This window comes from Mesocryomonas fontinalis, assembly GCF_055730125.2.
In genome coordinates this window covers 43,914-68,006 of sequence record NZ_JBUZWG020000001.1, presented here as the reverse complement: position 1 = coordinate 68,006, position 24,093 = coordinate 43,914, and the positions used below count along the sequence as shown (strand labels likewise).

Here is a 24,093-nt window from a genome sequence, read left to right as displayed (position 1 = left end):
TCTTTGCTCGATGGCTGAGCCAACCGCAAGGCGCGTCGCTGGTCTACGAAGCGGCGGCTCCGCCGGCGCCACGGCGCAGGTGCTCATCGAGGCGCGGCATGATCTCGACGAAGTTGCAGGGCTTGTGCCGGTAGTCGAGCTGGGCGGCGAGGATCAGGTCCCAGCCATCGCGGCAGGCACCGGGCGAGCCCGGCAGCACGAAGACGAAGGTCGCGTTGACGACGCCACCGGTTGCCCGCGACTGGATCGTCGAAACCCCGATCTTCTCGAACGAGACTCGGTGGAAGATCGCCGAAAACCCGTCCATCCGCTTCTCGAAGATCGGCTCCAGCGCCTCCGGCGTCACGTCGCGGCCGGTGAAGCCGGTACCGCCGGTGGTGATGACGACGTCGATGGCGGGGTCCCTCGACCAGGCGAGAACCGTCTCGCGGATGGCGTCGACGTCATCCGGCACGATCTTCCGGTCCGCCAGAAGGTGTCCGGCGGCCGTCAGCCGGTCGGCGAGCGTCGCGCCGGACTTGTCGTCGGCAAGGCTGCGGGTATCGGAAACCGTCAGCACGGCGATCGACAGCGGCAGGAAATCTCTCTCGGTCATCTCGGTCTCTCCTGAAGGCTTGCGGGCTTCAACCGCGTCGCCACGACCCACCAGTCCGGCTGGACAGCGGCGATGGCATCAGCCGCCGCTTGCGCCGATGCCACTGTATCGAACAAGCCGAACACCGTCGCGCCGGAGCCGGACATCCGCTGCAGAACCGCCCCGGCCTGCCGCAGCGCCGCCGCGGCCTCCGCGATCACCGGCACCAGCGCCATCGCCGGCGGCTCGAGGTCGTTGCGGGTTTCACGGAGATAGCTGGCGAGCCCCGCGAGGTCGGCAAACCCGGCCTCCGGCAGCGGGGGCAGTGGCGGGTTGGCGCGAAAGTTGAGGGCGCGGAAGACGTCGGGCGTCGAGACGGCAATGCCGGAATTGACGAGGACGCAGGCGACGCCGGGGAACTGCGCAAGCCCTCTCCCCACCTCGCCGACGCCTTCGACGTGCGCCGGGACGCCGTCGAGGCACATCGGCACGTCGGCGCCGAGCGACAGCGCCGCCCGCCGCAGCGCTTCGCGGAGAGCCGGAGCCGCCGAGGCCACCAGCGCCAGCACGGCGGCGGCATCCGCCGAGCCACCGCCGATGCCGGAGGCGACAGGCAGCTGCTTGTCGAGGTGAACCGCGACGGGGTCGAGCCTGACGCCCGCCTCGGCGGCAACGGCGCGGGCGGAAGCGAGCGCCTTCAGGATGATATTATCGCGCGGCGGGAACGCCCCTAGCGCTGCGGCATAGCGGCCGGTGATCTCGAGGCTGTCGACGTCGGCAGGGGCGAAGGTAAGCCGGTCGCCGATCTCGGCGAAGGCGACGAGGCTCGACAGGGTGTGGTAGCCGTCCGCGCGCTGCCCGGTGACGTGCAGCGCGAGGTTGATCTTGGCGGCCGCCGGCAGGCCGCGGCCGGACAGGCGGACGCAAGGCGGCGTCATGCCTGTCAGTTCGGCGTGGCGCCAGCGGGCGACGGAACGGCACCGGGCGCTGGCACGGCATCGGGCGCCGGTGCAGCACCGGGCGCCGGCGTAGCGCCGGGAGCTGGCTCAGCGCCGGGTGCCGGTGCAGCCTTCGGCGCCGGTGCGACGCTGGGCGCCGGTGCAGCGCCGGGCGCCGGCATGGCCTTGGCGTCGGCTTTGGCCGGCTCCGCCTTCATCGGCCCGCTTGCGTTCATTTCCGCCTTGCGGTCGTCAGCCGGCAGGCCGTCCTTGATCTTCGCCTCGATCTTGGCGACGTCCTCCGGCTCGGGCTTCGGATCGCCGACCAGGGCGCGGGCCCACTGGAAGCGCGCCTCGCGTTCGCGGCCGACGCGCCAGTAGGCATCGCCGAGGTGGTCGTTGATGGTCGGGTCCACCGGGGTGATCAGCACCGCCCGCTCCAGCTGCTCGACGGCGTCGTCGTAGCGGGCGAGCCGGTAGTAGGCCCAGCCGAGCGAATCGATGATGTAGCCGTCGTTCGGCCTCAGATCGACGGCGGTCTTGATCATGCCGAGACCCTTGTCGAGGTTGCGGTTCATGTCGACCCAGGAATAGCCGAGATAGTTCAGCACCTGCGGCTGGTTGGGCGAGAGTTCCAGCGCCTTGTTGAAGTCCGGCTCGGCCTTGTCCCACTGCTTCAGCCTCTCGTTGGCGATGCCGCGCTTGTAGTAGAGGTTCCAGGTCTCCTCCTTGCGCGCGACGGCGAGCGTCACCGCCTTGTCCAGCACCTTCGCCGCCTCGCCATAATCCTTGTCGGCGGCGACGACGTCGGCGAGCGCCAGATAGGCCTGCAGGTCGTCGGGATAGGTTTCGACGGCGCGGCGCAGATGCGCCTTCGCCTCGTCCTTGCGCTCGGCGGTGAACATGTCGAGGCCGATCTGCAGCTCGGCCGTGCGGCGGAACGCCGAGTCCTGCGGGATCTGCTGGTAGAAGGCGATGGCGTCGTCGAGCCGCTTCGAGCGCTCGGCAATCCCGGCGAGAGCGGTGAGGAGGCCCGGATTGTTAGGCGCCAGCGTCCGTGCGAGCTGGAAATAGAGGATCGCCACCTGCTGGCCTTCGCCGCGGTTGATCGCCTGACCGAGGATGTAGAGCGTCTCGGCCGCGCCTTGCTGAACGCTGGCGATCGCCGGTGCGATCTTCTCGTCCTTCTCGATCCGGCCCTTCAGGTCGAGCAGCGGGTCGTAGTTCTCGGCAAGGTCGAGACCGCGGGCGAGCGCGGCGAGGGCCGCGTCCTTCTTGCCGGCGCCGATCTCCAGTCGCGCCAGGGCCTCGGCCGAGGCGAGATAGGCATCGGGCGAGGTCTGCGCATTGGCCTTGTCGTCGAGCACCTTGGCGAAGAACGTCCGGGCAGCGTCGGTCTTGCCGCCGAAGCTGGCGATCAGGCCGGACTGGTAGTTGTTGAAGATCGGGTACCACTCGGCCCCATCCAGCTCCTTCAACCGCGCCAGCGCATCGTCGACCTTCCGATTGCCGGCATCGGCCCAGGCCGAAAGCTGGCCGAGCAGCAGCGCATCGAGATCGCTCGGGTTGACGATGTCGAACTCGGCCATCGCCGGCTCGAACTGGCTTTTCGTCAGGAAGTCGACGCCGAGCGCGATGCGGGCCACCTTGCCGGCATCGGGCGCATCGCGGAGCTTGGCGGCGAGATCGATGCCCTCGCGGAACTGGCCGGCGGCGAGGAAGGCGAACATCGCCTCCTGCTGCAGCATCTCCGAGGTCGGATCGAGGTCCAGCGCCTGGCCGAAATAGCCGGTGGAGGCGTTGAGATCGCCGTCGATCTGCGCGGACTTGGCCGCGAGATAGGCCCCGGAGAGCGACTGGATCAGCGGCGGCTGCACGATCGCTGCGGGCTTCGGCAGCTCGGTGCCGGCGGCATGGGCGGCGGGCACGGCGGCGGCGCTGAGCGCGAGGACGAGGGCAAGCCGGGAAATACGCTGCACGAGGAAATCCTTTGATGGGCGGATATCGTCTGGCCGGCTGCCGGGTTCTCCCCGGTCTCGCCTGCTGCGATTCGATCGAATGGCCCGCCACGCCGAAGACGCGGCCATTGCTCTCATTGTTCTGCTAGAATGACCATATTGCGACCGTTTCGCCAGACCCGGCCGATCAGGCCGCGCGCACGTCTGCGTTGATCACCGGCCGCAGCGGCGCTTCCCCGCTGGAAAACCGCTTCAGTTGACCCGGTCGATGCAGAATTCCACGACGTCGATCAGCGCATCCCGGCTCGGCGAGCGCGGCAGCGCGGCAGCGGCTGCATAGGCGATCTCGCCGAAGCCGCGGGCGCGCTGGATCGTCGCCTCGATCGCGCCGTGCCGGTCGAGCAGCCGCTTGGCCTCGGCGAGCGCGGTATCGTCGTTGACGCCCTGCTCCATCGAGGCCCGCCAGAAGGCCTGCTCCGCCGTGTCGCCCTGACCGTAGGCGAGGATCACCGGCAGCGTGATCTTGCCCTCGCGGAAATCGTCGCCGGTGTTCTTGCCGAGCGCGCTCGCCGTGCCGCGATAGTCGAGCACGTCGTCGAACAGCTGGAAGGCGAGGCCGAGGTTGAGGCCGTAGGCGCGCATGGATGCCCGCGCCTCCGGTCCGGCCTCGGCGATCACCGGGCCGACCTCGGTCGCGGCCGAGAACAGCGCAGCGGTCTTGGCGCCGATCACCTGGAGGTAATCGGCCTCCGTCGTCGTCATCTTCTTGGCCGCCGACAGCTGCCAGACCTCGCCCTCGGCGATCACCGCCGAGGCGCGCGAGAGAATGTCGAGCGCGTCGAGCGAGCCGACCTCGACCATCATCTTGAAGGCCTGTCCGAGCAGGAAGTCGCCGACGAGGACGCTCGCCTGGTTGCCCCAGATCATCCGCGCCGTCTGCTTGCCGCGGCGCAGGTCGCTCTCGTCGACGACGTCGTCGTGCAGCAGCGTCGCCGTGTGCATGAACTCGACGCTGGCGGCGAGCTTGACGTGGTCGGCGCCGCGATAGCCGTAGGCCAGCGCGGAGGCGATGGTCAGCATCGGCCGAAGCCGCTTGCCGCCGGACGAGATGAGATGCTCGGCGATCTCGGGAATCAGGGCGACGTTCGACCCGGCCATCGACAGGATCAGCGTATTGACCTTGCCCATGTCGGGCGCGGTCAGCTGGACGATCGGATCGATCGATGCTCTGGCAGACGCCTTGTCAGAAGTCTCCCGGGCGGGGCTGGCAACACTCACGAGGGTTCACTCCGTTGGTTGCGGCAGGACTAAACACGGTCGGGCGTGCCCGGCAAGCCGGTAGATGGGGTTTGCGCCGCCAAGGGAAAGGCTGCGACGCTGCGACGCCGCACCGCAAAGCGCGGGGCCCGGCCGAAAAGCGGCGCTCGGGATTGCTGCAGGCGCGTGCCGGATGCCATATCGTCGGCTTCGGCGGCTCGGCACCCGGCAGGAGAGCCGGGCGTCGACGGATGCAGGCGATGAGGCAGGGAAAAGCAGCGGATGATCGAACTGATGCGGTCCAACGACCCCGTGATGATCTCCTTCGTCGGGTCCCTGTTACGGGATGCCGAGATCGAGCATTTCGTCGCGGACGAGCAAATGAGCATTCTCGACGGCTCGATCGGCGCGCTGCCGCGGCGCGTGATGATCGACGAGGAACAGGTCGACCAGGCCCGCCGGCTTCTTCGCGATGCCGATCTCGGCCATGAACTCTCCCGCTGAAACCGCGGGTGCGCCGGCTGGAACGGCAGGTGCGCCAGCCGGCGTTTCCGACGGCGCCAACAATGCTGGCGCGAGGCCGGAAAGCCCGAGTTCTGCCATGCTGATGCCGGCGGCCGAAACGCCCGGGCGCCCCGCGGACACCACGCTCGACGCTTTCTACGCCGGCCGGTTCCATCTGCTGCAGCCGTCCGGCTTCGGCTTCCGCGCCGGGCTGGACGCGCTGCTCCTGGCCGCGAGCCTGCCACCGGACCGCGCGGGCAAGGCCGCTGATCTCGGCGCCGGCGCCGGCACCGCCGGCTTTGCCGCGGCGCTGCGCTGCGTGCGCCTCGACCTCACCCTCGTCGAGAATCAGCCGGTCATGGCGGATCTGGCGCGGCGCTCGCTTGCGCTGGCCGAGAACGCCGCGTTCTCATCCCGCCTCGCCGTCGCCGAGGCCGACCTTCTCGGCGGGCGCGCGGCGCGTCTTGCCGCGGGGCTCGTCGACGGCGCCTTCGCGACCGTTCTGACCAACCCGCCCTTCCACCCGGCCAGTGGGCGGGCCTCGCCCGACGGCCTGCGGGAAACCGCCCGCGGCATGCCAGACGACAGCTTTCTCACCGCCTGGATCCGGGTCGCCGCGGCTCTCCTCGAAACCGGCGGCCTGTTCGCCATGGTCGCCCGGCCGGTCAACCTTCCGGAAATCCTTGCCGTGGTGCCGAACCGGCTCGGCGACGTCCGCATCCTGCCGGTCCACAGCCGCGCCGACCGCCCGGCCAACCGCATCCTCGTCCACGCCCGCAAGGGCTCGCGCGCCCCGCTGTCGCTGCTGCCGCCGGTGGTCCTGCACGGCGACGACGGCGCCCTGACCGAGATCGGTGCCGGCATTGGCAACGGCTCCGCCGGGCTCGACCTCGGCCTCGCCTGAGCGGGCCTAAGATGCGCGTTCAGCGACACTTCTCCGGCACCGCCATCTCCTCTTCCCCGTCTCGGCATGGGTCCCCGCCCTGCGGGCGAGGATGACGACGGGAGGGGCGTCGCGCCGTTCCAAAGCGTCCAGCGCATCGCGGTCCATCGCGTCGGCGCAACCCTCCGGGCTCTTTCAGAAAGCGTTGTCCCCCTTTCCGGTCGTCATCCTCGCCCGCAGGGCGGGGACCCATGCCATCGCCCCAGACGCACCATTCCGCTGCAGGATCGGCATCCCGCCCCGAACCTCTATCCAAATCGACAGCGGTCCATCCGGCACCAGATCACCCCCTTCATCCCGCACCTTTGCCAAGCCGCCCGCGGCTTCCTACATGCGGGACCTGATCTCCGACGAAAAGGCTGAGCCGCGTGGCGTTCCCGTTCCAGAAATATCTTCCGAAACGCTTCCGGTCGGATGCCCTGACGGTGCCGGTCGTCCGCCTCAGCGGCGCGATCATGGCGGGGTCCGGGCCGCTGCGGCAGACGCTGTCGCTGGCCTCGACCGCGGCCCTTCTGGACAAAGCCTTCGCGATGAAGAAAGCGCCGGCGGTGGCGATCCTCATCAACTCGCCCGGCGGCTCGCCGGTGCAGTCGCGGCTGATCTACAAGCGGATCCGCGACCTTGCCGCCGAGAAGAACAAGAAGGTGCTGGTGTTCGTCGAGGATGTCGCGGCGTCCGGGGGCTACATGATCGCCTGCGCCGGCGACGAGATCATCGCCGACCCTTCATCGATCGTCGGCTCGATCGGCGTCGTCTCCGGCGGCTTCGGCTTCGTCGACCTTCTGGACAAGCTCGGGATCGAGCGCCGGGTGCACACGTCGGGCACCAACAAGGCGACGCTCGACCCCTTCAAGCCCGAGCGGCCGGAGGATGTGGCCCATCTCCTGGCGCTGCAGGCGGAGGTGCACGAGACCTTCATCGACCTCGTCAAGGCGGCCCGCGGCAGCCGTCTCGCCGATCACCCGGACCTCTTCACCGGCCTGTTCTGGTCGGGCAAGCGCGGGCTTGAGCTCGGCCTCGTCGACAGCCTCGGCGACCTCCGCTCGGTGCTCCGTGCCCGCTTTGGCGAGAAGGTGAAGCCGGTGCTCGTCAGCCAGAACCGTGGCCTCTTCGGACGACGGCCGGCGACGGGCGTCACGACCGGGCTCGACCCTGCGCGCATCGGGGCCGGCGCCGTTGCCGAGCTCGGCGCACTGGCCGAGGAGCGCGGCCTCTGGTCGCGCTACGGCCTCTGACCTTGCCGACAAAGGCGCCGGCGCATCCGGCGCCTTTGTCCGGCGCTTTACTTGCGCCCCATCGCGGCTCATAGTTTTCGGACCCGTCACCATGGTCGATCTGATGCCCCAATTCATCCTTCTCAGCCTCGTCGGGGCCGCCGCCGTCTACGGGTTCAAGCAATTGAAGCGCGAGGCCGTGCGCGTCACCGAGCGCAACCGGCGGTCCGAGGCCGAAAGCCAGAGCGGTGCCCAGGGCACGCTGGTGCGCGACGCCGACGGCATCTACCGCCTCAAGCGCGACTGAGCCGTCCCGCCAGGACTTGCTGGCGTCCCGTTCGCCGCCTCTTCCGATGCCGAAGCGCTTGACGCTCGCGGCCGGCGCATGGCACTCGCGCAGCACCTTCCCCCCGCCGCATCCTCCGGGACCGCGGACGCCGGGGCCAGACAGCGAGAGCCCGCCATGACCGACCTGCCGCTGCACATGCGCCCCGAGCGCTCCTTCCAGGCGCTGATCCTGACGCTGCACCGCTACTGGGCGGACTATGGCTGCGTCATCCTGCAGCCCTACGACATGGAGGTCGGCGCCGGCACCTTCCATCCCGGCACCACACTGCGCGCGCTCGGGCCAAAACCGTGGAATGCCGCCTATGCCCAGCCCTCGCGCCGGCCGAAGGACGGCCGCTACGGCGAGAACCCCAACCGGCTGCAGCACTACTACCAGTACCAGGTCATCCTGAAGCCGAACCCGCCGAACCTGCAGGAGCTCTATCTCGGCTCGCTGAAAGCGATCGGCATCGACACCGCGCTGCATGACATCCGCTTCGTCGAGGACGACTGGGAGAGCCCGACGCTCGGCGCCTGGGGCCTTGGCTGGGAATGCTGGTGCGACGGCATGGAAGTCTCGCAGTTTACCTATTTCCAGCAGATCTGCGGCATCGAGTGCGCGCCGGTGGCGGGCGAACTCACCTACGGACTCGAGCGCCTGGCGATGTACGTGCAGAACGTCGATTCCATCTACGACCTCAACTTCAACGGCCGCGAGGGCGACGAGAAGGTCACCTATGGCGACATCTTCCTGCAGGCCGAGCAGGAATACTCCCGCTACAATTTCGAGCACGCCGACACCGCCGTCCTGCTGCGCCACTTCAACGAGGCGGAAGCCGAGTGCCAGGCTCTGCTGAAGGCCGGCGCCCCCGGCGAGGCCGAGGCCGAACGCCGCCACCGCATGGCCCAGCCGGCCTACGACCAGGCGATCAAGGCGAGCCACGTCTTCAACCTCCTCGACGCCCGCGGCGTGATCTCCGTCACCGAACGCCAGAGCTACATCTTTCGCGTCCGCACCCTGGCAAAGGCCTGCGGCGAGGCCTTTCTGGCCACCGAAGGCGGCGGGCTCGACTATGTCGCGCCGGTGGTCCAGGCAGCGTAGTCAGCGGACTTCGACCAGCGGCTCGCCCGCCTCGATCGCGGAGACGAGTTGCGGCAGAACGCCCTCGAACACCGCCATCAAGCTGGCATTGCGGACGTTTCCAAGGCGCACCCAGATGACGGGCGGGTGAAAAGCCCCGGCCGGGGGAAAGCTCATGAAATCGACGTCCTTGGTGATCAACACGGCCCGCATCGCGGCGGCGCGATGCCTGATGTCGCGATCGGATGCGGCACCCAGCCCAATCCGCTGCACATGCTCGGCGTCATGGCCGACGGATCGGAGATAGGTGGCCAATGCCGGTGGAAGCTGGGCATCCACCAGAAAGCGCATTCTAGAGGGCCGTCACGATGCGGTGCTCCGTCGCCCGCGCGGCATAAGCGAGAGCGGCACTGATATCCTCGTCGGAGAGGTAGTCGTAGTCGGCAAGGATTTCTGCACGATCTGCACCGGCAGCCAGCAGATCGAGAATATCGGCGACCCGCATGCGCGTGTTGCGGATGGTCGGTCGGCCGCTGCAGATTTCCGGGTCGGTAACGATGTGCGATCTCACCAAGCCATCGTCCACGCCAAGTCCTCTCCAACGGCTACAGCTGCTTAACTCTCGTCGCAAAGCTTACGCTTTGTGTGGCCGGTCGCAAGGCTGGCCCAGCGAGACCGCGGCATACAGCGTAATTTTCGTCTGTTTCGCTCTCGGAACGATTTCCTTTCCGCCGCGCTCACCCATTTGTGTTTCGCAAGAAGTCAGGAGTGAGCATCCATGCGTTGGACAGGTCGGCGGCAGAGCGACAACATCGAGGATCGCCGCGGCGATGGCGGCGGCGGTTTCGGTGGCGGCGGCATGCGCGTGCCGATGCGGGCCGGGCGCGGCGGCGGCATCGGGATCATCGGGCTGATCGTCATCGCCGGCGTCCTCTGGTTCGGCTTCGGCGTCAACCCGATGTTCCTGTTCGGCATGGACGGCGGCCAGCAGCAGACGCAGACCCAGACCGCCAACGGGCCGGGCGTCAACGGCACCTCCGACACCACCGGTGATTTCGTCGCGACGGTGCTCGCCGACACCGAGGACGTCTGGACGAAGCGTTTCGCCGATGCCGGCCAGCAGTATCCGAAGCCGACGCTCGTTCTTTTCAACAATTCGGTCGCTTCGGCCTGCGGCAGCGCGAGCTCGGCCAGCGGCCCATTCTACTGCCCGAACGACCAGAAGCTCTACCTCGACCTCGGCTTCTTTCGGCAGCTGCAAGGCCAGCTGAATTCGCCCGGTGATTTCGCGCAAGCCTATGTCATCGCGCACGAGGTCGGACATCACGTGCAGAACATCACCGGCATCCTGCCGGCCTTCGACCGCGCCCGGCAGAACGCCAGCGCGACCGATGCCAACGCCATGTCGGTGCGCATCGAGCTGCAGGCGGATTGCTATGCCGGCATCTGGGCGCACGACACGCAAGGCGCCGGCTACATCGAGGCGGGCGACATCGACGAAGCCCTGAACGCCGCCCAGCAGATCGGCGACGACACGCTGCAGAAGGAAAGCCAGGGCTACGTCGTGCCCGACAGCTTCAACCACGGCACCTCGGCGCAGCGCCAGAGCTGGTTCAAGCGCGGTTACGAGCAAGGCAGCATCGCCGCTTGTGATACGTCCAAGGGCAACCTGTAGAGCATGAGGCGGGCGGGACTGGCAGGTCGGCGGCGCTCGCCCCCCTCTGGCCTGCCGGCCATCTCCCCCTCAAGGGGGGAGATCACTTACTCGGCCGCCGGCGGCAAGCCGATCTCCCCCCTTGAGGGGGAGATGCCGGTAGGCAGAGGGGGGTGTTCCACCCGCGACCTTCCTTCCCTAACTACCACCGCCCTCACCCCATGGCGCTGAGCCGGCTGCAGCTGAAAGCCCAGCGCGACCGCCGCGCCGTGCAGGCGACCTCCACCCCGCTGGAGCAAGCGCTCTGGCCCGACCTTCAGGCGATCCCCGGCAAAGGCCGGCATTTCCGCCGCCAGGTCACCATCGGCCCCTATCTCTGCGACTTCGTCTCCCATCCCCTCGGCCTCATCGTCGAGCTGGATGGCGACCAGCACCGCACACCGGTACAGCTTGCCAAGGACGCAGCCCGCGACGCCTGGCTCGCCGCCGAGGGTTATCGTGTGCTGCGCTTCGCCAATGCCACCGTCCGCACCGATGCCGCCGCCGTTCTTGACACCATCCGCGCCGTGGTCGAAGAGCGGCAGGGCTTGCCGCGCCGCGACGAGCCTGCCCTGGCGCCGCCGCCGGGCAAGCGCCGCCCGCGACCGAAACGATAAGGCCGACCGCCGGCCGAAACCCCTCCCCGGAGGGTGGAGAGACCGATGCCCGACCTGCTGATCGAACTGCGCTCCGAGGAAATTCCCGCCCGCATGCAGCGCAAGGCCGCGGGAGATCTGAAGAAGCTCGTCACCGATGGCCTCGTCGCCGCCGGCCTCACCTATGAGGGCGCGCGCGAATACTGGACGCCCCGCCGGCTGACGCTCGACATCCGCGGCGTCGACGCCCGCTCCAAGGACACCGTCGAGGACCGAAAGGGACCGCGCACCGACGCGCCGGCCAAGGCGATCGAGGGCTTTCTGAAGGGCGCCGGACTGTCGTCGATCGAAGAGGCGCACGTCCACAGCGACCCAAAGAAGGGCGATTTCTACGTCGCGCATCTGAGGAAGCCCGGCCGCCCCACCGAGGAGATCGTCGCCGAGCTGATGCCCGCCATCATCCGCGAGTTTCCCTGGCCGAAGTCGATGCGCTGGGGCAAGGCTTCGGCCGCGCCGGGCTCGCTTCGCTGGGTCCGCCCGCTGCAGTCGATCCTCTGCATGTTCGGCCCCGAGACCTCCGAACCGGAAATCGTCGACTTCGAGGTGTCGGGCATCCGCTCGGGCAACCTCACCTACGGCCACCGCTTCCACGCGCCGGACGCGATCCGGGTGCGCCGCTTCGACGACTACGTGACGAGCCTGGAAAAGGCCTACGTCGTCCTCGACGCCGAGCGCCGCCAGCAGATCATCAAGACCGACGCCGAGAATCTTGCCTTCGCCATCGGCCTCGAAGTGGTGCCGGACGAGGCGCTGCTCGAGGAGGTCTCCGGCCTCGTCGAATGGCCGGTGACGCTGATGGGCACGTTCGAAGAGGCCTTCCTCGCGATCCCGCCCGAGGTCGTGCGCCTCACCATCAAGACCAACCAGAAGTGCTTCGTCACCCGCACGGTCGGCGGCGAGGGCCTGTCGAACAAGTTCATCCTCGTCGCCAACATCGAAGCCTCCGACGGCGGCGCCGAGATCGCCCGCGGCAATGGCAAGGTGGTGCGCGCGCGCCTGTCAGACGCGCTCTACTTCTGGCAGACCGACCAGGGCGACCTCCCCGACCAGGCGGGCCTTGCCGCCTCCGCCGAAAAGCTCGGCCTCGACCTGTCGAAGCCGCTCGACCAGCGGATGGCCAAGCTCGACGCGCTCGGCGTCACCTTCCACGCCAAGCTCGGCACACAAGGCGCCCGCGTCCAGCGCATCGCCGTCTTGGCTGAACGGATCGCCCCGATGGTCGGCGCCGACCCGGCTCTGGCCAAGCGCGCCGCCCTTCTCGCCAAGGCCGACCTCACCAGCGAGGCGGTCGGCGAGTTCCCCGAACTGCAGGGCCTGATGGGCCGCTATTACGCCGGCCTGCAGGGCGAGCACGCCTCCGTGCAGGCGGCGATCGAGGAACACTACAAGCCGCAAGGCCCGTCCGATGCCGTGCCGACCGATCCGGTGGCGATCGCCGTGGCGCTCGCCGACAAGCTGGATACGCTGGTCGGGTTCTGGGCGATCGACGAGAAGCCGACGGGGTCGAAGGACCCGTACGCGCTGCGGCGCGCGGCGCTGGGCGTGATCCGGATCGTGCTCGACCGCTCGCTGGAGCTGCGGCTTGGCGACATCGTCGATGACGCCGACCTCGTCTCGTTCTTCCACGACCGCCTGAAGGTCCAGCTCCGCGACCAGGGCGCGCGGCATGATCTCGTCGACGCCGTGCTGTCGGATGCGCGCGACGCCGACGCTTCGATCTCCCCTCAAGAGGTGGAGATCGGCAGCTCGTCGAACTCCGATCTCCTCGACATCGCCCGCCGCGTCGAGGCGCTGGGCGCCTTCCTCGCCACCGAGGACGGCAAGAACCTCCTCGCCGGCACCCGCCGCGCCGCCAACATCCTCGCCGCCGAGGAGAAGAAGGGCACGCGCATCGCCGACGCGGTCGATCCCGCCCTGCTGGCCGAGCCCGAGGAACAGGCGCTGGCCACGGCGATCGCCACCGCCGATGCCGACGTCTCCACGGCGGTTGCGAGTGAAAACTATGCGGGCGCGATGACGGCGCTGGCCGGCTTGCGCGGCCCGGTCGACGGCTTCTTCGAGAAGGTGCTGGTCAATGCCGACGACGCGGCGGTGCGCGCCAACCGGCTGGCGCTGCTCGCCCGCATCCGGCTGGCCACCCGCAAGGTCGCCGACTTCGCCCGCATCGCCGGCTGACGACCGACGCGACACCTCGCACTTTCAGCGGAACGGCAGCCCCGAGTTATGTCGGAGGCTGCCGTTTTTGCGTTCGGGAAAAGCCGCTTGCGGTTCTTTCATAGGGTTGCGACCGGGCCTTTCGCGGCGGCGACAGTTTCGCGCAAGGTGGCGCTAAGGCAGCGGAAACAGACCCTTAACCATGAATTGGCACCCATTTATCACGAGATATTTCATCCGGTAATCTGGTTTTACCGCTCGTGCCCGGAACAGGCCTGATTGGTCAGGCACACAAGTCTTTGTAGCTGCTGGGGAAGGTCCCCGAAACCGCTTGGGGGCGGGGTGGCTGCGAAGGGGAATTTCTGGATGCAGAACTTGCGCGCCGCTTTCGTGGCAGCCTTGACGCTCGTCGCCGTGTTCACGGACACCGCTGGCGCCGCCTGGAACAAGCCGTGGAAGGCGGAGGATCGCGCGCTCGTCGTCGATGCCTACGAGTTCAACCCGATCGACTGGAAGGAACTGGCGGAGGACAAGCGCATCGCCGGCTTCATCAACAAGGCCTCCGACGGCATGCCGCCGGAATGGAACTGCAGCGGCAAGACCGGCGACGACGAACTGCTCTGCAAAAACCGCTGGTGGAAGTATTCCGTCACCAAGGAACTCTACATGACCCGGCGGACCATGGCGAAGACGCTGGGTCTGAAATGGGGCGCCTACCACCTCGCCCGCCCCGGCAATCCGCGCGCCCAGGCCGACCACTTCATCGATTTCGCCGAGCCGGAGGCCGACGACCTCATCGCCATCGACATCGAGGACAACACCGACGAGTGGATGAGCCTTGCCGATGCCGAGATCTTCGCCGACCAGGTCAAGATCCGCACCGGCCGCTACCCCGTCCTCTACACCAATGGCTCCACCGCCAAGTGGATCTCCGACTACCGCGGGACCTATCCGCTGCTGTCGCGCCTGCCGCTCTGGTACGCCCGCTACCGCGACGACATCACCGGGCTGTTCCCCGAGACGACATGGCCGAGCTACGCGCTCTGGCAGTTCTCCTCGATGCACAACTGCTCGCCGCGCAGCTGCCCCTACCGCGTCAAGGGCGCCAAGCACGACATCGACGTCAACGTCTCCTCCTACGACGTCGCCGGCCTGCGTGCCGCCTGGCCGTTCAAGAACCTGATCAAGCCGCTCGACGCGCCGGCCGCACCGAGCCTCGTTGCCAGCCTCAAGGGCCTGACCAGCAAGGCCGGATCGGTCTTCGCCGCGCTGTCGCAGGACCTCGTCCGGTTCGCCGAGAACCGCCGGCCCGCCGAGACCCCGGCCGTGGTCGCACGGACCGTCGCCCCGCCGGCCGAGACCGCCTCGCCCGACCGGGATGCGACGCTTCTCGCCGCCTACGGCGCAGCCGAGCATCCGGCCGCGCATATCGATCCGCTGCAGCTGATCACCGCGACCGCCGAGGCCGAGAAGGCCGCGGCCCGCAAGGTCGACGCCGCCGCCTTGCAGCCGGCACCGAAGATCCTGCATGCCGGCGGCCCGGTCCAGGTTGCCGCGCTCGGCCCGCTCGACGGACTGACGGGCGGCGCCCGCGAGGTGTTCGGCCCCGACCTGCCGCCGGCCACCGTCGGTGCACGCGATCCGCTCGATGCCGCCGAGAAGGCACGCCTGCGGCGCTGGCTGCAGATCTCCGCCAACGGCTTCCGCCGTGCCGCGGAGGCCGAGAAGGCCGCCTACATGGCCGACAGGGTCAAGGACGACGCGAGCACCGGCGTCCGCGGCCCACGGCTTCCCGCCGTCGGCAGCCAGGGCGTCATCGCCGCGGCCGAAAGGGTCGCCAACGCCTTCGTCGCCACGCGCTAGCCCGTCTCGGCCCGAGGGGAGATGCCATTTGCCTGGCATTCCCACCCTTGCTGGCCACCCGCGAAACGGCGATGCGGCCGCCTTCTGAAAAATAATTCGACGGGCGAACGCAAAAATTCAGAGATTTTTTACTTAACCCGGAACCGATAACCGACTTTGCGCTTATTCTGGCAACGCCACACGAACACTTGGCACCCCAGACGACGATCCGGCCCCCTTCCCGATCGATGTCGCCAAGCCCCGGCGTTTTTAGACCATCCGGTCCCCCCGCCGGATCTGAGACAGCGTCCGGTCCCCCCGCCGGATCTGCAATAGAAAGAGCAGCCGCCCTCCCCCTCGGGCCGCTGCTCTTTTTTGCTTTTGCAGCGGTTTACCGGCAGAAGACCAGACATGACCCGGCGAATATCCTCACGCTCCGATGACAGTATTTTTCTTGCCGCAGAAGTTCTGCGGGCCGGCGGACTCGTGGCGATCCCGACGGAGACCGTCTACGGCCTCGGCGCCGATGCCACCAACGGCACGGGCGTTGCCGGCATCTTCGCAGCAAAAGGCCGGCCCCGCTTCAATCCGCTGATCGCGCATGTCTCGGACATGGCGATGGCCGAGGCGACGGCCATGTTCGATCCGCTCGCGCGGCAGCTGGCGGAGGCCTTCTGGCCAGGGCCGCTGACCATCGTCCTCCCCTTGCGCGACAGCGCCGACATCCATCCGCTGGTCGGCGGCGGCCTGTCCACCATCGCGCTGCGGATGCCGCACGGCATCGCCCGCTCGATCATCGCCGCGCTCGGCGCGCCGGTGGCCGCACCCAGCGCCAACCGCTCCGGCCGCGTTAGCCCGACCACCGCCGACCATGTCGCGGCCAGCCTCGGCGAGCGCGTCGACCTCATCGTCGATGGCGGCCCGTCGGCCGTCGGGCTGGAATCCACCATCGTCAAGCCGATGGGCGACTGCATCGCTTTGTTGCGGGCCGGCGGCATTCCCGCCGCCGAGATCGCCGCCCGCATCGGCTTGCCGCTGTTCAGGCCGGGTCCGGATGCCGGCATCGAGGCGCCCGGACAACTCGCCTCGCACTACGCGCCCGCGGGCCGGGTCCGGCTGGATGCGCGCTCTGTCCTGCCCGGCGAATGGCTGATCGCTTTCGGTCCGACGCGCCTCCCCGGCGAGGAGCAGGCGGCGGGCACCATCAACCTCAGCCCGTCCGGCGATCTTCGGGAGGCCGCCGCCAACCTGTTTGCCGCCCTCAGCGCGCTCGACCGGCCGGACATTGCCAGCATCGCCGTCGTGCCGATCCCGGCCGAGGGCCTTGGCGAAGCGATCAACGACCGACTCTCGCGCGCCGCCGCACCCCGCGGGTAAGGCGCATCCGCGCGCAGCAGGCAAGGCGCATCCGCGCCCAGCAGGCAAGGCGCATCCGCTCGACGCGGGGATCAGGCGTGGCTATCGTTCCCCGATGGATCATCCCCCGCTTTCCGCTGATTCGCTTGCCCGCTTCACCGCGCTCGTCGGCGAGGCCAATGCGCTGCGCTCGCCCGACCTGATCGCCCCGTTCCTCGCCGAGCCGCGCGACCTCTTCCACGGCAAGACGCAGCTGGTGCTGCGCCCCGGCTCCACCGCCGAGGTCGCGGCAATCATGGCGCTCGCCACCGAGATCCGCACGCCGATCGTGCCGCAAGGCGGCAATACCGGGCTCGTCGGCGGCCAGTCGCCGCGCTCGGCGGCCGAGGTCGTGCTGTCGCTGTCGCGCCTCAACCGCATCCGTGCGCTCGACCCCGTCGGCCGCACGCTGACGGTCGAGGCCGGCGTCGTGCTGGCGACGGCACAGGCGGCGGCGGATGAGGCAGGCCTCCTCTTCCCGCTGTCGCTGGGGTCGGAGGGCTCGTGCCAGATCGGCGGCAATCTCTCCTCCAATGCCGGCGGCACCGGCGTCATCGCCTATGGCAACGCCCGCGAGCTCTGCCTCGGCCTCGAGGCGGTGCTGCCGTCGGGGGAGATCATGCACGGCCTGCGCCGGCTGAAGAAGGACAACCGCGGCTACGACTGGAAGGACCTTCTGATCGGCGCCGAGGGCACGCTCGCGGTGATCACCGCCGCCGTCCTGAGGCTGTACCCCAAGCCTGCCGGGCGCGAGGTCGCCTATGTCGGCCTCGCCTCACCGGAGGACGCTTTGAAGCTTCTGACGCTGGCGCAGGACCAGGCCGGCGCGCAGCTCACAGCCTTCGAGCTGATGGGCCGCCGCGGCATGGAGTTCACCTTGCGTCACACGCAGGGCGCCCGCGACCCGCTGACCTCGGCGCACGCCTGGTACGTGCTGATCGAAATCTCCTCCTCGCGCTCGGCCGAGGATGCACGCAACACGATGGAGGAAATTCTCGGCACGGCGTTCGAGGACGGCACCATCGACGATGCGGCGATCGCCCAGTCGCTCTCCGACGCCAAGGCGTTCTGGACCATGCGCGAGGAAATGAGCTGGGCGCAGAAGCCGGAAGGCGGCTCGATCAAGCACGACGTCTCCGTGCCCATCGCCCGCGTGCCGGAGTTCCTGGCCACCGCCGATGCCGCCGTCCTCGCCGCCATCCCAGGCGCGCGGGTCGTCGCCTTCGGCCATCTCGGCGACGGCAACATCCACTACAACGTCTCGCAGCCCGTCGGCGCCGACAAGGCCGGCTTCCTCGCCCGCTGGACCGAGCTCAACCAGATCGTCCACGGCATCGTCGCCAGCCTCGACGGCAGCTTCTCGGCCGAGCACGGTATCGGCCAATTGAAACGCGATGAACTCGCCCGCACCAAGGATGCTGTGGAAATGAAGCTGATGCGCGATCTAAAACGGACCTTCGATCCTTTCCATTTGCTGAATCCGGGAAAAGTCGTTTAAAATTCTATTCAGTTTTTCGACTCAGTAACCCTGTGGATAGTCAGGATCACTTAACTGACTTTCTTAGGCTGACCTCAAGATGCCGGCTGTAGCTTCAAGTCATCAAAGGCCGGGAGACATCGGCCATACCGGGAGACCGAGCGATCGGCTCTCAGGCGAGGCATAGAGGCGTCCAAGATGAACATGGCTTCCACTTCAGCATCCCTGAAACCCGAATGGGCGAATGTTCCGATCCGGCTCGATCCTGCTGCGGCCGATCGCAAGCAGACCTTCGAAATGCTCGATCACGGCGAGCGCGTCAGCTACCGCGTCGACCACCGCGGCGCGGTGATCAGCCGCAAGCTGGAGATGTCGGGCGTGCCGATGTCGATCGCGCTGCCGGCCCGCGCCTTCAAGGGCATCGCCGCCCGCGCGATGGAGGACGGCGCCGGCGAGGTGACCGTCACCCTCGAGCTCTACCACGAGGACCCGAAGTTCTCCGTGCCGCTGCTGGTCGCCAGCGACCTGTTCGACGTCGCCGCCGACTGGCGCGGCTGGGCCGAGCTGTTCAACCTGCCGATGCTGATGGTGGAGTCGGACGGCAGCGTCCGGCCGCTGGAGGAGACGCTCGGCGCCATCCGCGCCTCGGCCGCCGCGCCGCGCCGCCGTTCGTCGAGCCCGCACCGCAACCGGCGCCCGCGCTTCCTCGCCCGGCGCAAGCCCGGCGGCCTCGGCATGCGCATGGTCATCTCCGGCGAAGAGATCATCGCGCGGACCTGACGCACGCAGGCGTTCATCGATCAACAAAGGCCGGCGCATCCCTGGATGCGCCGGCCTTTATGCTTCAGGCTTTCTGTTTGAGACTTTCCGCGCCAGATCTTCTGCTTGAGACTTTCTGCGTCGATGCGGCTTCAGCCGGGAAACGCCAGCGCCCAGAGCGCCGAGGCGATCAGCCCGGCGAAGACGATCCAGCCAAACGAGGTGTTCGACTTGAACAGCACCAGGCACTGGTCGGGATCGTCGATGTCGAGGGTGCGGATCTGCCAGAACATCTGCCCGGCGCCGATCGCGAGGGCGGCGAAGGCCGGCCAGGTCGGCCCGACATCCGGCCCGGTCAGCCAGTAGGCCGCGGCGAAGCAGACCAGCGTGCCGCCATAGAGCCAGGCCAGCGCCCGCCGTGTGTGCCGGCCGAAGAGCCGCGCCGTCGATCGCACGCCGACCAGCGCGTCGTCTTCCTTGTCCTGGTGCGCATAGATCGTGTCGTAGCCGATGGTCCACAGCACGCTGCCGGCGAACAGCAGCAGCGGCGCCGGCCCGAGCGATCCCCAATACGCGGCCCAGCCCATCAGTGCGCCCCAGGAGAAGGCGAGGCCGAGGCCGAGCTGCGGCCAGTCGGTGACCCGCTTCAGGAACGGATAGACCGCGACGACGCCGAGCGAGGCGATGCCGAGGCAGATGGCGAAAAGGTTGAACTGCACGAGGACGGCGAGGCCGACAAGCGCCTGCACGACGACGAAGAGCTTGGCCTGGCGGCGGGTGACGCGGCCCGACGGCAGCGGCCGCGAGCGCGTGCGCGCGACCTTGGCGTCGATCTTCTGGTCGACGAGGTCGTTGTAGCTGCAGCCCGCACCGCGCATCGCGATGGCGCCGATCAGAAACAGCGCGAGGTGCCAGAGGCTCGGCAGGCCGGTCGTCACCGCGCCGGCGGCCATCGCCTGCGGGGCGAGCGCTGCCGACCACCAGCACGGCCAAAGCAGCAACTGCCAGCCGATCGGCCGGTCCCAGCGCGCCAGCTGCGCATAGGGCCAGGCGCCTTGCGGCAGCAGGCGGTAGACGAAATTGTCGGACGGCGCGTCGGCAACCCGGTGCTCGGGCGGGGCAGACGCAACGGGATCTCTGAGATTCGACATGGCCGGAGAGTGCGCCGAAAGCCTCTTTCGTCAAGATGTTTCCCGTTGGAAGCGCCATCGCGACCTTGACCTTGCGCCTTGCTCGCCCGTAATCGGCCTTTCGGCGATGAAAGACGGGCCCCTTCCATGACCAATCTCCTCCTCATCGGCTCCGGCGGCCGCGAACACGCGCTGGCGTGGAAACTCGCGCAGTCACCCGAGATCGGCGCGTTCTACGCCGCGCCCGGCAATCCCGGCATCGCCGCCCATGCGAAAATCGTCCCGCTGGACATCACGGACCACGCCGCCGTCACCGCCTTCTGCCGCGAGAAGGGCATCGATCTCGTCGTCGTCGGCCCCGAAGCGCCGCTCGTCGCCGGCATCGCCGATGCGCTGACGGCCGCCGGCATCCTCGTGTTTGGCCCGACCGCGGCCGCCGCCCAGCTTGAGGGCTCGAAGGGTTTTACCAAGGACCTCTGCACCCGCATGTCGATCCCGACCGCGGCCTACCAGCGATTCTCCGATGCCGAGAGCGCCAAAGCCTACGTCCGCGCGGCCGGTGCGCCGATCGTCGTCAAGGCGGACGGGCTCGCCGCCGGCAAGGGCGTCACCGTCGCCGAGACGGTCGAGGCCGCGCTCGCGGCGGTGGAGGACTGCTTCGCCGGCGCGGCGGAGGGTGTCGAGGTGGTGGTCGAGGAGTGCATGACCGGCGAGGAGGCCAGCCTCTTCTGCCTCGCCGACGGGACGCGCGCCGTGCTGTTCGGCACCGCGCAGGACCACAAGCGCGCCTTCGACGGCGACCAGGGCCCCAACACCGGCGGCATGGGCGCCTATTCGCCGGCGCCGGTGATGACGCCTGAACTGACCGAGCAGGTGATGGCCGAGATCATCCGCCCGACGCTTGAGGGCCTCAGCGAGGCCGGTACGCCGTTCTCCGGCGTGCTCTATGCCGGGTTGATGCTCACCGCCGCCGGGCCGAAACTCATCGAGTACAATGCCCGCTTCGGCGATCCCGAGTGCCAGGTTCTGATGCTGCGGCTCGAGAGCGACCTCCTGCCGATCCTGATGCAGTCGGCGCGGGGCGATCTGTCCGGCTGCGCGCCGGTCTGGCGCGACAATCCGGCGCTCTGCGTCGTCGTCGTCGCAAAGGGCTATCCCGGCGCCTATGCCAAGGGCAGCGAGATCCGTGCGCTGCCCGAGGACGACGACCGGGCCATCGTCTTCCACGCCGGCACCCGGCGCGACGGCGACCGGCTGCTCGCCGAGGGCGGCCGCGTCCTCGGCGTCACCGCTTCGGCCCCGAGCGTCGGAGAAGCTGCCGTGAAGGCCTATGCCGCGGTCGCCGAGATCGACTGGCCGGAGGGTTTCTGGCGCACCGACATCGGCCACCACGCCATCGCCCGCGAAGAGGCGTCCGTGGAAGGTTGACCGACAGCGCGGCCGGGCGCCTGGAAACGGCAGGCTTGACACCGACGCCCCGGCCGGCGCTGCCGCCGCCGGGTGCCGTGCTTGCGCCGTGAATGATTGTCGGTGAAGTTGCAGCCATGCCCGATACGCGACTTTCCCGTCCACTGCGTTAAGTTCTCCGGCAAGGAACACTTCGAGGGAGGATGCCATGTCGTTTCGCAGGGACCGGATCACCAAGCCGATCTTCAGCTGGGCCAAGGGCGTGCTGCCGGCGATCTCGGCCACCGAGCGGGAGGCGATCGCCGCCGGCACGGTCTGGTGGGACGGCGAGCTGTTCACCGGCAGCCCGGACTGGCAAATGCTGATCGACATGCCGCCCTCGCGGCTCTCGCCGGACGAACAGGCTTTTATGGACGGCCCGGTCAACCAGCTCTGCGCGATGATCGACGAGTGGAAGCTGGTCTGGGAAGACCGCGACCTGCCGAAGGAGGTCTGGGACTTCCTGCGCCAGGAGAAGTTCTTCGGGATGATCATCCCCAAGGAGTATGGCGGCCTCGGCTTCTCGCACACCGCCCACTCGGAAGTCGTGCGCAAGGTGTCGTCGGCGAGCGTCGTCGCCGGCGTCACGGTAATGGTGCCGAACTCGCTCGGACCGGGCGAGCTGATGCTCCACTTCGGCACCGACGCGCAGCGCGATTATTGGCTGCCACGCCTTGCCGACGGACGCGAGATCCCGTGTTTCGGCCTGACCTCGGCGGAGGCCGGCTCGGATGCTGCCTCGATGACCGACCACGGCATCGTCTGCCACGGCGAGCACGAGGGGCGCCAGGTCCTCGGCATCCGCCTCAACTTCGCCAAGCGCTACATCACCCTCGGCCCGGTCGCGACGGTCATGGGCCTTGCCTTCAAGCTGTCGGATCCGGACAACCTCCTCGGCCGCGGCGAGGCGCTCGGCATCACCGTCGCGCTGATCCCGACCGACACCGCGGGCGTCACCACCGGCGATCGCCACATCCCGCAGTTCACCTTCTTCCAGAACGGCCCGCTGACGGGCGAGGACGTGTTCATCCCGATGGACGCGGTGATCGGCGGCGCGGCGCAGATCGGCCAGGGCTGGACCATGCTGATGACCGCGCTCGCCGCCGGCCGCTCGGTCTCGCTGCCCTCGCAGGCCGCCGCCGCGGCCGCCTACTGCGCCCGCGTCACCGGCGCCTATGCCCGCATTCGCCAGCAGTTCAACCTGCCGATCGGCCAGTTCGAGGGCATCCAGGAGCCGCTGGCCGACCTTGCCGCCAACGCCTACCAGATCGACGCCGCGCGCCGGCTGACGGTCGCCGCGCTCGACGAGGGACATAGACCCTCGGTGGTCTCGGCCATCATGAAGGCGCACGCCACCTACCGCGCCCGCGAATCCGTCGAGCGCGCGATGGACGTGCACGGCGGCAAGGCGATCATGGACGGGCCGGGCAATTATCTCGGCAGCCAGTACAAGTCGCTGCCGATCGGCATCACCGTCGAGGGCGCCAACATCCTCACCCGCAGCCTGATGATCTTCGGCCAGGGCGCCATCCGCGCACATCCCTATCTCCTCAAGGAAATGCTGGCGCTGGCCGATCCCGACAAGGCAGCCGGGCTCCAGAGTTTCGACACGCATTTCTGGGCGCATGCCCGCCATGCCCTCACCAACACCTTCCGCTCGCTGCTGCACGGCTGGACCGGCGGGCTGGCGGCACATGCGCCGGTCGGCGTCGCCTTCACCAGCCACTGGCGCCAGCTGTCGCGCTACGCCTCGGCCTTCTCGATGCTGTCCGACCTCGCACTGCTGACGCTCGGCGGCAGCCTGAAGCGAAGGGAGCTGCTCTCCGCCCGGCTCGGCGACATCCTGTCCGAGATGTACCTGCTCGGCGCCGCGCTGAAGCGCTTCGAGACCGAGGGCCGTCCCGAGGCCGACCGGCCTTTGGTCGAATACGTCATGCAGAAGGGCTTCTTCCGGATCGGGGTCGCCTTCAATGGCGTGCTCGACAACCTGCCCGCCCGCTGGGCCGCGGTGCTGACGCGCGTCGTCGCCTTCCCCTTCGCCATCCCGCTGCCGATGCCCTCGGACGAGCTGGTCACCGAGGTCGCGCAGATCCTGATGCGCCCTTCCACCCAGCGCGATCGGCTGACGCCCGATCTCTACCTTGGCGAGGGGCGGCCCGATCATCCCGTGGCCGCGCTCGAGGCGGCCTTCGAGCTGGTCGCCGAGGCGGCGCCGATCGACCGCAAGCTGCGCGAGGCGGGGATCCGCGATCCCCAGAAGGCGCTGGACCAGGGCGTCATCACCGCCGCCGAGTTCGACCAGTGGACCGCGGCGCGCGCCGCGGTCGCCGGGGTCGTCGCCGTCGACAGTTTTCCGATGGCCGAGGTGTCGCCGATCGCCGCCCAGCACGACCGCCCGTCGGCGGAGGCTCCCCCGCCTGCGGGCGAGCCGGCGCACGCCGCTCTGCATGAGGACGCGCCGCCGCGGTCGTTCCCCGAGACGACCCAGCCGGCGGAGGCGGCACAGCTTAGCGAGGCGACGACGCTCAGCGCCACCAGCGGGACCGGAGAAACGCCGGAGCGCAGCGTCGAGGCGGTCGAGGTCGAGGACGACCTGGCAGCCCCGCCTGAGGCTGTTGCGCCGGCGAAGCCACGCGTCCGTCGGCCCCGCAAGCCCGCGGCCGAATAATCGGGACCAGAGCATCACGGCCGTCACTGTCCGCTGCGCCCTGAGACAATCGACGTGGGAGGGTGCCGGTGTGAAAG

Annotated in this window: 21 protein-coding genes; 14 read left to right on the top strand and 7 right to left on the bottom strand. The window is 68.7% G+C overall.

The genetic code is table 11. The features are described from left to right. Positions 1-43 precede the first annotated feature (43 nt). From moaB to ACZL02_RS00300, 4 genes are all read right to left on the bottom strand, one after another. On the bottom strand, positions 44-595 hold the full coding sequence (gene moaB, locus ACZL02_RS00315; RefSeq protein WP_472938215.1) for a molybdenum cofactor biosynthesis protein B: 552 nt from the start codon (positions 593-595) through the stop codon (positions 44-46). Further along, on the bottom strand, positions 592-1,512 hold the full coding sequence (locus tag ACZL02_RS00310) for a 4-(cytidine 5'-diphospho)-2-C-methyl-D-erythritol kinase (protein ID WP_472938214.1): 921 nt from the start codon (positions 1,510-1,512) through the stop codon (positions 592-594). Before ACZL02_RS00310 ends, moaB begins: the two co-directional genes overlap by 4 nt. A gap of 5 nt (positions 1,513-1,517) precedes the next feature. Then, a complete protein-coding gene (locus tag ACZL02_RS00305; RefSeq protein WP_472938213.1) occupies positions 1,518-3,491 on the bottom strand; it encodes a tetratricopeptide repeat protein in 1,974 nt (657 codons plus the stop codon). 231 nt (positions 3,492-3,722) lie between these two features. Further along, positions 3,723-4,748 (bottom strand): polyprenyl synthetase family protein, encoded by a 1,026-nt coding sequence (locus ACZL02_RS00300; RefSeq protein ID WP_472938212.1) that lies wholly within the window; start codon positions 4,746-4,748, stop codon positions 3,723-3,725. A gap of 261 nt (positions 4,749-5,009) precedes the next feature. On the opposite strand from ACZL02_RS00300, the gene ACZL02_RS00295 reads away from it, so the two are divergent. From ACZL02_RS00295 to ACZL02_RS00275, 5 genes are all read left to right on the top strand, one after another. Continuing rightward, entirely contained in the window at positions 5,010-5,231 is a 222-nt protein-coding gene (locus tag ACZL02_RS00295; RefSeq protein ID WP_472938211.1) for a putative signal transducing protein, read from the top strand. Then, the gene (locus ACZL02_RS00290; RefSeq protein ID WP_472938210.1) at positions 5,215-6,135 is read left to right on the top strand and encodes a tRNA1(Val) (adenine(37)-N6)-methyltransferase; all 921 of its coding nucleotides are present in this window, start codon (positions 5,215-5,217) and stop codon (positions 6,133-6,135) included. Before ACZL02_RS00295 ends, ACZL02_RS00290 begins: the two co-directional genes overlap by 17 nt. A 407-nt stretch (positions 6,136-6,542) precedes the next feature. Next, a complete protein-coding gene (locus tag ACZL02_RS00285) occupies positions 6,543-7,409 on the top strand; it encodes a S49 family peptidase (protein ID WP_472938209.1) in 867 nt (288 codons plus the stop codon). Between the two features lie 91 nt (positions 7,410-7,500). Continuing rightward, positions 7,501-7,695 (top strand): hypothetical protein, encoded by a 195-nt coding sequence (locus tag ACZL02_RS00280; protein ID WP_472938208.1) that lies wholly within the window; start codon positions 7,501-7,503, stop codon positions 7,693-7,695. A 156-nt stretch (positions 7,696-7,851) separates the two neighbouring features. Further along, entirely contained in the window at positions 7,852-8,817 is a 966-nt protein-coding gene (locus ACZL02_RS00275; protein WP_472938207.1) for a glycine--tRNA ligase subunit alpha, read from the top strand. On the opposite strand, the gene ACZL02_RS00270 is transcribed toward ACZL02_RS00275, so the two are convergent. Together ACZL02_RS00270 and ACZL02_RS00265 are read right to left on the bottom strand one after the other, a co-directional pair. Then, entirely contained in the window at positions 8,818-9,135 is a 318-nt protein-coding gene (locus ACZL02_RS00270) for a DUF5615 family PIN-like protein (protein WP_472938206.1), read from the bottom strand. Between the two features lie 13 nt (positions 9,136-9,148). After that, entirely contained in the window at positions 9,149-9,367 is a 219-nt protein-coding gene (locus tag ACZL02_RS00265; protein WP_496258367.1) for a DUF433 domain-containing protein, read from the bottom strand. Positions 9,368-9,574: 207 nt separating this feature from the next. Here ACZL02_RS00265 and ypfJ point away from each other — a divergent pair, with 207 nt between their 5' ends. The 7 genes from ypfJ (at position 9,575) to ACZL02_RS00230 (ending at position 18,793) form a co-directional block, all read left to right on the top strand. Continuing rightward, a complete protein-coding gene (gene ypfJ / locus ACZL02_RS00260) occupies positions 9,575-10,471 on the top strand; it encodes a KPN_02809 family neutral zinc metallopeptidase (protein WP_472938204.1) in 897 nt (298 codons plus the stop codon). Positions 10,472-10,671: 200 nt separating this feature from the next. After that, complete coding sequence (locus ACZL02_RS00255; protein ID WP_472938203.1) at positions 10,672-11,106, top strand: endonuclease domain-containing protein; 435 nt, start codon at positions 10,672-10,674, stop codon at positions 11,104-11,106. 45 nt (positions 11,107-11,151) lie between these two features. Continuing rightward, a complete protein-coding gene (glyS, locus tag ACZL02_RS00250; RefSeq protein WP_472938202.1) occupies positions 11,152-13,320 on the top strand; it encodes a glycine--tRNA ligase subunit beta in 2,169 nt (722 codons plus the stop codon). Positions 13,321-13,665: 345 nt separating this feature from the next. Then, positions 13,666-15,162 (top strand): glycoside hydrolase family 25 protein, encoded by a 1,497-nt coding sequence (locus tag ACZL02_RS00245; RefSeq protein WP_472938201.1) that lies wholly within the window; start codon positions 13,666-13,668, stop codon positions 15,160-15,162. A gap of 390 nt (positions 15,163-15,552) precedes the next feature. Further along, positions 15,553-16,518 carry an L-threonylcarbamoyladenylate synthase gene (locus tag ACZL02_RS00240; protein ID WP_472938200.1) on the top strand — a complete coding sequence of 322 codons (966 nt, stop codon included), beginning with the start codon at positions 15,553-15,555 and terminating at the stop codon, positions 16,516-16,518. Between the two features lie 94 nt (positions 16,519-16,612). After that, on the top strand, positions 16,613-18,034 hold the full coding sequence (locus tag ACZL02_RS00235) for an FAD-binding oxidoreductase (RefSeq protein WP_472938199.1): 1,422 nt from the start codon (positions 16,613-16,615) through the stop codon (positions 18,032-18,034). 177 nt (positions 18,035-18,211) lie between these two features. Beyond that, positions 18,212-18,793, top strand: coding sequence for a DUF6101 family protein (locus ACZL02_RS00230; protein ID WP_472938198.1), 582 nt, complete (start codon positions 18,212-18,214; stop codon positions 18,791-18,793). A gap of 131 nt (positions 18,794-18,924) precedes the next feature. On the opposite strand, the gene ubiA is transcribed toward ACZL02_RS00230, so the two are convergent. Next, complete coding sequence (gene ubiA / locus ACZL02_RS00225; protein WP_472938197.1) at positions 18,925-19,923, bottom strand: 4-hydroxybenzoate octaprenyltransferase; 999 nt, start codon at positions 19,921-19,923, stop codon at positions 18,925-18,927. Between the two features lie 126 nt (positions 19,924-20,049). Here ubiA and purD point away from each other — a divergent pair, with 126 nt between their 5' ends. Then, positions 20,050-21,330, top strand: coding sequence for a phosphoribosylamine--glycine ligase (gene purD / locus ACZL02_RS00220; protein ID WP_472938196.1), 1,281 nt, complete (start codon positions 20,050-20,052; stop codon positions 21,328-21,330). Between the two features lie 187 nt (positions 21,331-21,517). Then, positions 21,518-24,016 carry an acyl-CoA dehydrogenase gene (locus ACZL02_RS00215; RefSeq protein ID WP_472938195.1) on the top strand — a complete coding sequence of 833 codons (2,499 nt, stop codon included), beginning with the start codon at positions 21,518-21,520 and terminating at the stop codon, positions 24,014-24,016. Positions 24,017-24,093: the final 77 nt, after the last annotated feature.

Coding starts and splice junctions, on each gene's coding strand:
- moaB (WP_472938215.1), bottom strand. CDS start 595: ATGACCGAGAGAGATTTCCTGCCGCTGTCGATCGCCGTGCTGACGGTT.
- ACZL02_RS00310 (WP_472938214.1), bottom strand. CDS start 1,512: ATGACGCCGCCTTGCGTCCGCCTGTCCGGCCGCGGCCTGCCGGCGGCC.
- ACZL02_RS00295 (WP_472938211.1), top strand. CDS start 5,010: ATGATCGAACTGATGCGGTCCAACGACCCCGTGATGATCTCCTTCGTC.
- ACZL02_RS00290 (WP_472938210.1), top strand. CDS start 5,215: ATGAACTCTCCCGCTGAAACCGCGGGTGCGCCGGCTGGAACGGCAGGT.
- ACZL02_RS00280 (WP_472938208.1), top strand. CDS start 7,501: ATGGTCGATCTGATGCCCCAATTCATCCTTCTCAGCCTCGTCGGGGCC.
- ACZL02_RS00275 (WP_472938207.1), top strand. CDS start 7,852: ATGACCGACCTGCCGCTGCACATGCGCCCCGAGCGCTCCTTCCAGGCG.
- ypfJ (WP_472938204.1), top strand. CDS start 9,575: ATGCGTTGGACAGGTCGGCGGCAGAGCGACAACATCGAGGATCGCCGC.
- ACZL02_RS00255 (WP_472938203.1), top strand. CDS start 10,672: ATGGCGCTGAGCCGGCTGCAGCTGAAAGCCCAGCGCGACCGCCGCGCC.
- glyS (WP_472938202.1), top strand. CDS start 11,152: ATGCCCGACCTGCTGATCGAACTGCGCTCCGAGGAAATTCCCGCCCGC.
- ACZL02_RS00245 (WP_472938201.1), top strand. CDS start 13,666: ATGCAGAACTTGCGCGCCGCTTTCGTGGCAGCCTTGACGCTCGTCGCC.
- ACZL02_RS00240 (WP_472938200.1), top strand. CDS start 15,553: ATGACCCGGCGAATATCCTCACGCTCCGATGACAGTATTTTTCTTGCC.
- ACZL02_RS00235 (WP_472938199.1), top strand. CDS start 16,613: ATGGATCATCCCCCGCTTTCCGCTGATTCGCTTGCCCGCTTCACCGCG.
- ACZL02_RS00230 (WP_472938198.1), top strand. CDS start 18,212: ATGAACATGGCTTCCACTTCAGCATCCCTGAAACCCGAATGGGCGAAT.
- ubiA (WP_472938197.1), bottom strand. CDS start 19,923: ATGTCGAATCTCAGAGATCCCGTTGCGTCTGCCCCGCCCGAGCACCGG.
- purD (WP_472938196.1), top strand. CDS start 20,050: ATGACCAATCTCCTCCTCATCGGCTCCGGCGGCCGCGAACACGCGCTG.
- ACZL02_RS00215 (WP_472938195.1), top strand. CDS start 21,518: ATGTCGTTTCGCAGGGACCGGATCACCAAGCCGATCTTCAGCTGGGCC.